Raw genomic sequence first — 12,168 nt, forward strand, 5'->3', positions numbered from 1 at the left:
AAATAAAAAAGATTCTTGAATATTTGCGTGTTTTATTTTGCTATGGACTTTAGTTTTTAGATTGAAGCCGATAGCCTAGAGATCTAATTTCATAGGAGGATGTCGTTTGAGGGAGTATAAAAGGGATATCTTCTTTAGGTAATTCAGAAACGTTTAAAGAACAATGATAAACATTGCGGAGATTTTGTGTTGTCAACACATTAGTTGCATTTCCTTCGCAATAAATCTCACCTTCCTTGAGCAAGATCATGTTATCTGCATAATGTGCCGCGAGATTGAGGTCATGAAGAACAGCAAGAACGCCGCCACCAGAATGAGCAAATTGTTTAGCAATATCCATAACGATGATTTGATGTTGAATATCGAGGCTAGCAATAGGTTCATCTAATATCATCCAGCGAGGAATCCCATTATGAACAGGTTTCCAGACTTGGCAAAGTACACGGGCAAGTTGTACTCTAGCTTGTTCTCCACCTGATAATTGGTGATAATACAGGTTGCCATAATCAGAAAGGTCAACGCACTCTAAAGCTTTCTGGATAAGATTTTGCAATTCGGCTTTGGCAATGCTAAATTGGTTTACAGAAAGGCCAAGCCCTACAACTTCATGGACTAAGAATGGAAATACGAGCGTTGTTGATTGTGGTAGTACAGCGCGCATTTTTGCCATTACATGAGTTTTTGTTTGGCATACATTATAACCATTTAAGGTTATTTTTCCACTGTAAGGAATTTCACCACTCAGAGCTTTGATAAAAGTACTTTTTCCTGATCCATTAGGACCAATAATAATGGTAAAAGCACCACTTTTAGCTTGAAGATTAATGTGTTTAAGAATCTGCTTCTTTCCGCGCTGAACACAAATATTTGTCGCTTCAATCATGAAAAGTCTGTTCCTCGTTTGCATATAAGGATCCATAGAAAGAAAGGTGCACCAAAAAGTGCTGTTACAATCCCAATCGGCAATTCTGCGGGGGCAACAATTAAGCGTGCAAACATATCAGCAAAAATAAGTAATGCTGCTCCCAAGAGAGCAGAGCAAGGAATGAGATAGCGATGATCAGGACCTATGAGCTGACGTAAAATATGAGGAACAATAATACCAATAAAACCAATACCACCACTGACAGCAACAGCACTACCGCACATAAGAGCAACAAGGGGAATAGCAATATTTTTGACGCGTTGAATATGGAAACCAATATGGCCAGCAACAGCTTCTCCAAGAGCAAGGGCATTAAGTGCTCGTGATAAAAAGGGAGAGAAAAGAAGACCAATAACGATAAAAGGGAGAACAAGCCATACTTTCAACCATGTAGCGCCCGCAAGAGAGCCCAGACTCCAAAAAGTGATATCACGCAGTTGTTGGTCATTTGCGACAAAAATCAATGTTCCGACAACTGCACTGCTTAATGCACCAAGAGCAATACCTGCAAGCAGCATGGTTGCAATAGAGGTAAAGCTGTTATGCGTTGCTATTATGTAGAGAATAATCGTTGATAAAAGTCCACCAAAAAAAGCACCTATGATAACTTTATAAGGCTCTAGAAAAGGTGCAAAAGAAACAGGAAAAGCAATGCCGACAACAATTGCTAAGACTGCTCCAAGTCCAGCACCTGCTGATACACCTACAATTCCGGGATCTGCAAGAGGATTACGAAAAAGCCCTTGCATAAGAACACCGGAGACAGCTAAAGCTGCTCCAATTAATAATCCCAAGATAACACGGGGAAGCCTTATGTCGATGAGCACGAGGTAATCACGCGTTTTACTACTTACCGAAAAATCTTGTGTAAGTATCACATGGAGGAGATCAACGAAAGAAACCTTTGCTGCACCATTCAAGAGCCCACCAAAAATACTGAAAATAAGGAATATTATTAAGCTTAATAATAAAATTTTTCCCTGCTTTGAACGGTTTATTTTTTTACCTTCTTTTTCTTTAGGTAAATGCATCTTGGATGTACCGTCTACCATTTTTATCAGCTCTTACCGTTTTGATGTGCACCATAAAGTATCTCAATAAGCTCTCTTGATGCGTCTGCAGTACGTGGACCAAATCCCAAAAAATACATAGCATCCATCTGTTTTATGGCATGATTTTTCGCTGCAGTTGTTGCTTGAATTGCCGGTATGGCTAAAATCTTATCAATGCTGGTTGATCTTGCACCATGTTTTACAAGCAAAATAACATCAGGATCTGATTTCAATAATGCTTCGCCGTTGAGAAGTTTATATCCTTTATAATCGGTGATAGCATTGATAGCACCTGAAAGTTTGATCATACTATCAGCTGCAGTACCTGTTCCAGATGCCATGACGCGTCCATTTTGCACAGAGAAAACAAAAAGAACACGCTTTGGTGTTGTTACTTTCGCCAAACGCGCATCGTTGTCTAAAAAATTACGCTTCAATTTCTCAATTAACGCCGCGGCTTGCACTTCCCGATGAATGGCTTGACCAACGAGGCGAATCTTTTCTATCACATTTTCACGGGAGTAGTCTTCTGGTATGATCACCAGAGGTATTGATGTTTTTTTGAGAATATCAATTGTTGAAGCGGGACCACTTCCTTCAACAAGCAATATACCCTCTGGAGCAAGTGATAAAACCCCCTCAGGTGAAAGAGCACGCATATATCCAAGCACAGGAAGCTTGAGCGCTTCTTGTGGGTAGACGCTTGTACTATCACGGGCGACAAGTTGATCTTGGGCTCCCAATGCATAGACAATTTCTGTAAGTGCTCCGCCGATAGAAACAATTCGAGCATTTTCAGGAAAACGCGTTGCAGGTTCAGCAATTACTTGTTTAGAAAAACAAGTAAGAGAGAGCAGTAAACACGTAAGAAAAAGGTTTGATAACCTATGTAAAAGAGATATGAACATGTCTAACCTTATCTTATCTTAGTTACTGCTGTTTTCTTGGCATGATGGCAAACTATTCAATAAAGAACGCCAATCTTCACGTTCTTTTTGACCCTCCTTGCGTACGCCAAAAAATTGAATAACCATCTCATCATCTTTATCGAAAACTTCAAGTGAACTGACATAACCATCACGGGTAGGTTTGCGAACATGCCATACTCTAGCAATCCCAGACGTGAGTAAATGAAGGTCAAATCTTGGATCAAGAACATTAAGCCAAGGTCCCATTTGCTTAATGTTTTTTACAGTCCCACTAAAAATTTGAATACACCCTTTATTCCCAACAAAACACATGATTGGCAGTTCTTGTTGTGCGACTTGGTTAAGCATTATTTCAACAGCATTTACCTGTAATTCATCGGCAAATTCATTACCAACATATTTTACAGCATGATGTCGATTAATTTTAAATTCGGAAATAATTTTGTGAAGTTGGTGTACATCTGTCATTTTCCGCCAACGATCCCGAAAACTCTCAATATCCAATTCTGTTATGTCACATTGGGCTGGGAGAGAAACGGGAAGAATGTTAAGAACAGGAGACTGATCTTCAAGAAGGAGCTTTTCAACAAGTTCATTCCACTCTTCCATATTTGTCATATCTTTAGAATAGACCTTTAAAATAGCAACGCCATGTTGATCAAAGAATTGCAGACTTTTTGTAGGTTTTCCAAGAATAACGACATCATATTCAAAACCGAACTTCCATTGTTTTGTAAAAATACGCAAATCAATTTCACCAAGTGTGATAGGAATATGTTCGTTTTGAACAATTTTTTCAAAGCGTCCCGTTATTTCGTGAACAGCATATTCATTGCGAGTTAAGACCATGACGGTTCCAAGTCGAGGTGCATTTTCCAAGAGAGTAGCAACATCAGTTTGTAGCCTTTTTGCTTTTCCAATGGTACAATAAGCCGCAATAAGCTCCGCTTCAGATATACCAATCGAAACCGCAAAATCGCGGTTTCGCATTTCTTTTTTTTCTTCACGCAAACGAAGAATCATTTCAGCTGTATGTGCCATGAATTTACCTTATGTTACTTAACTCAAAAACTAACTTTCAAATTTTACAATTCCAAGGCAATAAATTAAATTCTTTTAAGAGTTCAATCTATCACAAAATAACACTCTATCGCCAACAGCTGAGCAATCAAAAAACGATAAAACAGAAAGAATTAAAACTTTTCTACCAAATCTTTGTAATTTTAAAGATGTTGAAAATAGAAACACAATAATTAATCCTTTTATCAATACGATTTTATTGACCGAATAATTAACAGAAGTGACTAAAACTTTTGTACAAACGACACCTTAAAGTTACGACCAGGCTGGCTATAATAATCTTTTGGTGTTGAACTTTTACCTGAAGGAAGTTCAGATACATTCCAATATTTTGTATTGAAAAGATTATAAACACCGGCTCTTAGAATAGGTCCCGTTTCACCGAATGGTTTCCACCACCCTGTCATATCAACGACATGATATCCTGGAATTTTTTGGTAATCAGATTCTCCGGCTACTTTGTCACGTTTAGCTGCCAAAGTAAGGATAATATCGCTTCCCCAAACCTCTTTTGCATATCCTAATCCGATAACTGCTTTCAAAGGAGGAATTGAGTTAAGATACTCCTTTTTATCAAGATCTTTTCCTTGTGAATAAGCAAGAGCAACATTGCTATGAAAACCATTTTTAAGAACTAAATGGGCTTTTGTCTCAACACCAAAAATTTGCACGTGAAAACGATTCATGTAATGCCGACGCGCAAATCTAAATTCCTCTGATGGCCCTCTATCCTCAGTATCTATGAAATTCTTATATTTATTGAAAAAGGCATTGAAGGAACCACCGAAATTTACATTTCCATACCGTAGACCAACATCATACCCATTGCTTGTTTCTGGTTGAAGATCAGGATTCCCTTTCACGTAATAAGCAGAAGGTTTGATATAAGAGACGTAAAGTTCTGAAATACGTGGTGCACGAAAAGCCTGTGCCCACTGAGCATAGAGCGTTACTTGATTACGAACATCCCACTCCACGCGTAATTTAGGAGAAAAGCGTGAACCATTTCTTTCTGGAGGGAATTTATCAGAAATCAGTGCTTTCTCATAAGAAGGTGTTTTCTGAGGAACATATTTGTACCAATCATACCGGATTCCCGGTGTTATACGAAAACGATCATCAACCAACCCAATTTCATCTTCAAAAACAAAACCTAAATTGTAACCATTTGTGTCTGGTGAATCTGATCGATTAGCAGGAACAAAAAGACATCCCCGAGCGTATTCTTTTATATGACAATTGTCTTTACCTAACAAATAGTGATGAAATTTAGATGACGAAACATTCATTACAAACTTTAACGTATGGTTTATAGTGCCAAAATCCACTTTTTTAAGGGCATCAGCATTGAAACCATAATTGATATTACGCAAGAAATTATCTCTCAAATAATCCCCTTTGGGAGCTGAAACACGAACGCCTGTCATAACGTAACGACTTGATTGCCTTTGCCAATAAAGCTGCCCATTAAACGCATCAAGAACTGCATCACCATTACCATTATAATTATAAGAAAGAGAAAAGCGCTCACGAAGTTTATTATCCTGCTCATAAACGGAACCTGGAGCGTATCTTTTAGACGAATTTAATTCATGTGTGTTACTATTATGACCAAAACGCTCTGCGGTAAAACCAAGGCGGTGATTATCACTCAAATATTGATGAATTTTAAAAAGCAAGTTATTTTTATCAAAGTGAGAAGGGTTTTTGCGCGTGCGTTCCTCATACCCTTCTACTGTTCCCATATTTTTGCGCTCATGACCTTCTACATAAGATCCTTGAAAAAGTAAAAATGTTCGGTAATTACGCACAGCAAAAGCTTGATCGGTGCGCCAGCTGTTATCAACAGAATTATAACCACCTTTTATAAGGCTTCCCCAATTCTTTTCTTCCACGATCAGGTCTTCAGGATCAAGGGTACGCAACGCAATGATTCCCCCTAAGGCGCCAGAACCATAAAGACTAGAATCTGATCCTTGAATAGTATCAAACGTAGAAAGAGCATTGAAATCAAAAGTTGTGTTTCCACCTCCACCACGGAATATATCATTAAACCATGGAAGAGAAATACCATCCATTGTCGTAAGAACACGGTTTGCATCTAAACCCCGAATAACGAAACTGTTATTTTCTGAGTTATAGGATACGGAAGGATTAAGACGACTCACATCATAAACATCAGTTATTTGTCTTTCATCAATATTCTTGTTGGTCTTACGATCAGTCAGAATGGTTATTGAATTTGAAGCATCTTCTATTTTTTTTCCTTTAATAAGGATTGGTTTGAGTTCAGTGACAGCACTTCCATCTTTATTTTGTGCAAAAACAAATGAAGGTATACAGACCGATAATGCACTTAAAATTACACAGCTTTTATAGATATTTTTTCGTCTTATTTGCATAACACATCATAACCCTTTTAAACATCCCCTCTCTGTTTTGAAATTTTTTAATACAAAAAGGCTGGACTCACTGATTAAAACTTGCCAGCCAAGTAGGAATGATTTTGACAACGGCACAAAATCATTAGAAGACCATATTAAACATGACAAAATCAGTCAAGAAAAAAGTTGCAATTTCAAAATAGCCTGTTTTAATGAGATTGAACACCAATATTAAGCTTAAAATAGTGGCAGAAGAAACGATGATTTTTGCAAATACGAAACAATTATTAACTCTTTGGATTGGTGCATTTATTGGGGCTTTCTTTTTGCATGTATTATTGGCAGCACAGTTTTATTTTCAAAGTACTGGTATAAGTAATGGTTTGCTCTCGTCGGAGATTATGCTGACTTTTATGCAAGAAACTGTATATCCGGATGTTGATACAGACTTGCCAGATATTCATAGAGAGTCGGATATTAATACAGAGCAAGAAGTATTACAGTCTGATCTCCTAGAGCAGGAGTCAGAAGGATTGGAATCCGTGGATGAAGTTCAATCGGAAGAACCTCAGCATATAGTAGAACAAGATGACTTAAAGCCTTTAGAAGAACCCCTACCTCAAAAAGTGGAGCATAAAGCGTTTATCAAAAAAACAATACCGATGCCAAAGGCTGTAGTAAAGCGCTCCAATGCAAAGGCGGTACGTTCTTCTTCCATCAACAAGGGCGGCGGTACAGCAGGGCTTGAAGATATGTTGTTAATGGAGTGGTTAGCAAAGGTACAGTCACAATTAGAAAGGCAAAAAAATTATATTGTGGGACAGCGCACCAATCGTACAAAAGGAACGGTGAAGTTAGAATTTATGGTGCATGAGCAGGGGAGTATTTTTTCTAGTCGTGTAGTAGTCTCTGCTGGTGACCCGGAACTTGATCGATTAGCGATGGCAGCCCTTCGACGCGTTGGTTCTTTTCCACCACCACCACCATCAAAAGTGAATAAAACAATTAGAGTATCCCTAATATTTAGCTGATTTTTTATGCGGGGCGCTTTCTTATAATATATTGATTTATAATGATTGTTTATAATTTTAATGAAAGTTCAAATATAATTTATTCGAATTTTTTTGATGTTGAATCAATCAAAACCATCCGCTTACTTATGATACAAGTTGAGGAGGAGCATGGATAAAAAACTTCTAAAAAGCAGTGAATATACTTCTTATGAGTGCTCTAAATGAAAGGGCTTTTGCAACATTGGGAGTTAAGGGATGATAGAGCTATAGCTTTTATTAATTAAAGGTCTAATCGATTTTTATACCATTCGTGAGAGGATTTTCGTAAGTACTTTTCAGATACACCGTTGTGAAATGGACTTAGAAACATTAAAATAAAACAATAATATAAATAAGAAAAACATACTATTTGGGGATACTCTGTTTTGTGTGAAGGATGTGAGCTTATATGTAAAGCTTATATGTAAAAATGAGAAAAACAAAAAGCAAAGTTTCATCTTCATTATTAAAAGATATTGACATATTTAAAAGTCGTAAAACCGAATGAAAAGGGAAGATGCAGAAGAAAATTGTTTGTCTTTAAAGGCTTTCTAACTCAATGTGTCTGTCTTTCTGTTATCAGAAATAATCCAAACGATATATATATATAATAACGTGCTCTTATTTGGTATAGAAATGTTATAAGCAGAAAAAATAGTTTTAAAAAATGCTGTTTCACAAGATTTGAATATTGTCTAATAAGCAGTAGTAAAAGGATGAGCTATTTGTTTCACTCTTTTCTTATATTTGTAATCTCTATGATATTGTCGTTTATGTTGAGAAGAAATGAACTATTTGTACGACATGTTTATTTATAATGATAATTCATCATTTTGTATTTGGAATAAAAGACCAAAATAGCGGAGGGTTTTCTCATTTCGAATTTATTAATACTGAATTAATTAAAATTACTTTTTATATATCCTAAGAAGGTTGGTATGTGGGTACTATTTAAAAAGGAATAAAAACACTTCTTGTGAACGCATTTCAAATGCTATTTGGGAAGTTAAGGCATATTATTTCCGTCGACCAGAAAGCAAGTCGGTTGTTATATCTATTTTCCCAGTGAGTCTTGCTTTGTAGACACCATAATTTTCCATGACACGCATCACGTAATTACGTGTTTCTGTATAAGGAATACGTTCAATCCAATCAATGACGTTATCGAGAGATTGACCTCGAGGATCGCCATAACGTTTTATCCATTCATTGACTCGACGGGGACCCGCATTATAGCCAATAAGAGTTAGTATATAGGATCCATTAAAACGTTCTAATTGTTCATTGAGAAAATGAGCACCTAATGTTGCATTATAATGAGCATCACTGCTAAATTTTTTAGGAGACCATGCGATTGAGTATTTTTTTGCCAGTGCTTTTGCTGTTGTAGGAAGCAATTGGAGTATACCTTGTGCACCTGCTTTTGATATGGCTGTTGGATTAAATTCGCTTTCTTGGCGTGCAATGGCATAGATAAGCGATTTTTCTTCTACAGAAATATTAGCAGAAGCTGGTATAGCTCCCAGAGGATGAGAGAGTGCACCGACATTTTTCCCCTGAAAAACAGCCATTTTTCCAATTTTGAGGCTGGTATAATAGTCTCCATTTTTTTCTGCCATAACAGCCAGAAGAGCTAATTCACCGGGGCTTTCTATTTTTTTTCCGAGCTCTCTATAAAAAATTTTAGCAAAATCAGCATAGCCGGCTGCTTCAAGACGTTGAATTGCTTTGATCGCTTTTCGTGCACTAAAATGTTGTCGCTCAGCGGTTGTTGGTTTGGGAAAGAAAACTTTAAGCTTTTTTTGGTTGAGTCGTGCAGCGGCTAATTGACCATAGTAAGTTGCACCAAAATGAGCTGCGCGATGAAAGTATTGCTGGGCATTTTGATGTTCTTCTAGCGTTTCTGCTGTTCGTCCCATCCAGTAATATCCACGTGATGCATAAAAAGGTAAAGAAGAGAGTTGAGGAATACGTGAAAAATGCTGCATTGCCAATTTAGGGTTATGAAGAAACCGTAGTGCATACCACCCTGCATGAAACTCAGCATCGACGGCTAATGCAGATGTTATACCAGTGTGCATTGCAACAAGTTGATAAGCAATTTTTGGTTTGTTTAAATCGAGCATTTCACGAGAAAGGGCGCGTTGTTCTTTCCACAATGAATGAGGGTTCATAAGGCGGAATGCATCTTTTGATGTTTTCATCATGAGTGCTGCTGCTGCATCATATTGCTCTGTTCGTCGAAGATGGCGTATTCGAGCAAACTGAAAAAGAGGATCTTTTTGCCATGATCTCTCTACAGCTTTTAATTTTTGTGTAGCTCTAGGATCATTTTTTTCAACGGCCACAAAAGCATTAAAAAGAGATTGAGCATGGGCTAATTTTGCAACGCGTGCTGCTGAATCAAAACGATGTGCATAGAGCATAAACTGCATGCGTCTCAAATGATCAATAGGTTTTAATGCAGCGTTTGCATTTTTAAGAACAAATACTTCTTCTTTTGCATTAAGCTGTGTTTTATGCCACCATGGCGCAATAACGTGTTGAGCACGAGTGGTTTGTCCCGTTGCGATAAGTGCTTTAGCGAAGAGAGCCATCCCTTGTGCTGTTTGGGGCGGGTGATGAGAAAATTTTTGGATGATTGCGCGTGTGACGTTGGTTTCGTTAAGAAAAGCACGTTCAGCATTGCGTTGCATCGTTTCTATACCGGGCCATCCTTTTAGCATGTTGATTGCATTAAATATTTCAGAACTGGGTATATTAGCTTGGTTTGACACCCCCAGCGCCCATGTCAAAATATGACGATCAAGGCTATGTTTTTCCATTGAATTACGAAGATTTATTGTTTTTGCAATATTGTTGTTTGCTAGTGCATCTAGCCCAGTTTTCAGTTGCTGAAGTGTAGCAGTATTGTGTGATGTAGTGTGTATCTGTTGAAGAGATTCTTGAGCTTCTTTTGCGGTAAAGGGAGTAGGGCGAACCAAAGGGATTGGTACTTTCCCTTGCAAAAGGGGTGTTTGCGCGTATGCACTTGAAAATAAAATTCTTATTGCCAGTATAAGTGTAGTAAAGGTTGATACGAAAAGAGAGGTGGATAATACACGCATAGAGAAAAGACCTTGAGACCTTGCTTTTTGTAAAAACTTAAGGATTTATAGAACACAAGCATGAAAAACGCGTTAATATAGACGGCTTATTTTAAAGAAATGTTCAACATTTAAGGAGGGACATTTTCATCTTATGGGGGCTTTTTTTGAAATTCATCTTGCTTCAATGATAGAGCAAGATTATGTTCTATTTAAAATTTATAAAAGGCGATTATAAAAAAATAAAAGCAAACATTATAGGGAGTTTATCATGCTCAAGGGAGCTATAACTGCGCTTATCACACCGTTTGATAACAAGGGCGCGATTGATGAGAAGGCGTTTTGTGATTTTGTTGAATGGCAGATCACACAAGGGATTAACGGTGTAAGCCCTGTTGGGACAACAGGTGAATCAGCAACGTTAAGTCATGAAGAACATAAGCGGATTATAGAATTGTGTGTTGAGCAGGTTGCAAAGCGTGTTCCTGTTGTTGCTGGAGCGGGATCAAATAGCACAAGCGAGGCTGTAGAGCTTGCACAATACGCGCAAAAAGCTGGTGCAGATGCAGTTTTGGTTGTCACTCCCTATTATAATAGACCAAATCAATCTGGTTTATACAAGCATTTTTCTTCCATTGCCAAAGCTGTTTCTATTCCGATTATAATTTATAATATTCCTGGTCGTTCTATTATCGATATGGCTGTAGAAACGATGAAAGACCTTTATCAAGATTTTAACAATATCATTGGTGTTAAGGATGCAACGAGCAGAATTGAGCGCGTTAGTGAACAAGGTGAAAAGTGTGGAAAAGATTTTGTGCAGCTTTCCGGTGATGATTGTACGGCGTTAGGTTTTAATGCACATGGAGGTATGGGGTGTATTTCAGTTTCTTCTAATGTTGCTCCAAAGCTTTGTGCTGAACTTCAAGCTGCTTGTTTTCGTGGTGATTATAAAACAGCACGAGAATTAAATGATCGCTTGATGCCTCTTAATCGTGCTGTGTTTATTGAACCTAGTCCAGCAGGTATTAAATATGCTGCTGCAAAATTAGGATTTTGTGGTGATACTGTGCGTTCTCCTATTGTTCCATTAACAGAAAGAACAAAGAAGATTATTGATGCAGCCCTCAGTCATGCTGGTCTTTTAAAAGCATAAAATGATATTGACAAAGCCATGAATAAAAAAAAGAACGCGCCCGTACGGAAAATAATTGCTGACAATCGTAAAGCACGTTTTAATTTTGAAATCCTTAATAATCTCGAGGCTGGTCTTGTCCTTCAGGGAGCGGAAGTGAAGTCCTTACGTTCTAATCATGCCAATATTGCTGAAAGCTATGCGAGTTTTGAGAATGGGGAATTATGGTTAGTAAACAGCTATATTCCTGAATATACGCAGGCTAATCGTTTTAATCATGAACCACGACGTTTGCGCAAATTATTACTTTCAAAACGTGAGATGGCACGTTTTTTTAATGCAACGTCTCGTGAAGGAATGACACTTGTTCCTCTCAAACTTTATTTTAATGAACGAGGGCGCGTTAAGTTGGAGATCGCTCTAGCGCGTGGGAAAAAGCTTCATGATAAGCGCGAAACGGAAAAAAAACGCGATTGGGGACGTGAAAAAGCAAGACTTTTAAAAAGATATGGCTAATGGATGCGA

Annotated in this window: 9 protein-coding genes; 3 read left to right on the top strand and 6 right to left on the bottom strand. The window is 37.7% G+C overall.

From position 1 onward, the window contains the following. Positions 1 to 49: 49 nt before the first annotated feature. From ACFINK_RS00905 to ACFINK_RS00925, 5 genes are all read right to left on the bottom strand, one after another. The gene (locus ACFINK_RS00905) at positions 50 to 883 is read right to left on the bottom strand and encodes a heme ABC transporter ATP-binding protein (protein ID WP_375629313.1); all 834 of its coding nucleotides are present in this window, start codon (positions 881 to 883) and stop codon (positions 50 to 52) included. Further along, positions 880 to 1,977: a FecCD family ABC transporter permease gene (locus tag ACFINK_RS00910; protein WP_375638085.1), complete on the bottom strand. Its 1,098-nt coding sequence runs from the start codon at positions 1,975 to 1,977 to the stop codon at positions 880 to 882. Before ACFINK_RS00910 ends, ACFINK_RS00905 begins: the two co-directional genes overlap by 4 nt. A 5-nt stretch (positions 1,978 to 1,982) precedes the next feature. Further along, positions 1,983 to 2,885: a heme/hemin ABC transporter substrate-binding protein gene (locus tag ACFINK_RS00915; protein WP_375638086.1), complete on the bottom strand. Its 903-nt coding sequence runs from the start codon at positions 2,883 to 2,885 to the stop codon at positions 1,983 to 1,985. Positions 2,886 to 2,903: 18 nt separating this feature from the next. Beyond that, the gene (locus ACFINK_RS00920) at positions 2,904 to 3,947 is read right to left on the bottom strand and encodes a hemin-degrading factor (RefSeq protein WP_375638087.1); all 1,044 of its coding nucleotides are present in this window, start codon (positions 3,945 to 3,947) and stop codon (positions 2,904 to 2,906) included. A 263-nt stretch (positions 3,948 to 4,210) separates the two neighbouring features. Further along, the gene (locus ACFINK_RS00925; RefSeq protein ID WP_375638088.1) at positions 4,211 to 6,388 is read right to left on the bottom strand and encodes a TonB-dependent hemoglobin/transferrin/lactoferrin family receptor; all 2,178 of its coding nucleotides are present in this window, start codon (positions 6,386 to 6,388) and stop codon (positions 4,211 to 4,213) included. Between the two features lie 242 nt (positions 6,389 to 6,630). Here ACFINK_RS00925 and ACFINK_RS00930 point away from each other — a divergent pair, with 242 nt between their 5' ends. After that, complete coding sequence (locus tag ACFINK_RS00930) at positions 6,631 to 7,401, top strand: energy transducer TonB family protein (RefSeq protein ID WP_375611295.1); 771 nt, start codon at positions 6,631 to 6,633, stop codon at positions 7,399 to 7,401. 1,037 nt (positions 7,402 to 8,438) lie between these two features. Here the strand turns inward: ACFINK_RS00930 and ACFINK_RS00935 are convergent. Continuing rightward, a complete protein-coding gene (locus ACFINK_RS00935; RefSeq protein ID WP_375638089.1) occupies positions 8,439 to 10,529 on the bottom strand; it encodes a lytic transglycosylase domain-containing protein in 2,091 nt (696 codons plus the stop codon). Positions 10,530 to 10,779: 250 nt separating this feature from the next. Here ACFINK_RS00935 and dapA point away from each other — a divergent pair, with 250 nt between their 5' ends. Both dapA and smpB read left to right on the top strand, forming a co-directional pair. Beyond that, positions 10,780 to 11,664 carry a 4-hydroxy-tetrahydrodipicolinate synthase gene (dapA, locus tag ACFINK_RS00940; RefSeq protein WP_375612952.1) on the top strand — a complete coding sequence of 295 codons (885 nt, stop codon included), beginning with the start codon at positions 10,780 to 10,782 and terminating at the stop codon, positions 11,662 to 11,664. An 18-nt stretch (positions 11,665 to 11,682) separates the two neighbouring features. Beyond that, complete coding sequence (gene smpB / locus ACFINK_RS00945) at positions 11,683 to 12,159, top strand: SsrA-binding protein SmpB (RefSeq protein ID WP_012231306.1); 477 nt, start codon at positions 11,683 to 11,685, stop codon at positions 12,157 to 12,159. Positions 12,160 to 12,168: the final 9 nt, after the last annotated feature.

The sequence above is a fragment of the Bartonella sp. AA16NXGY genome (assembly GCF_042197325.1).
GTDB lineage: Bacteria > Pseudomonadota > Alphaproteobacteria > Rhizobiales > Rhizobiaceae > Bartonella.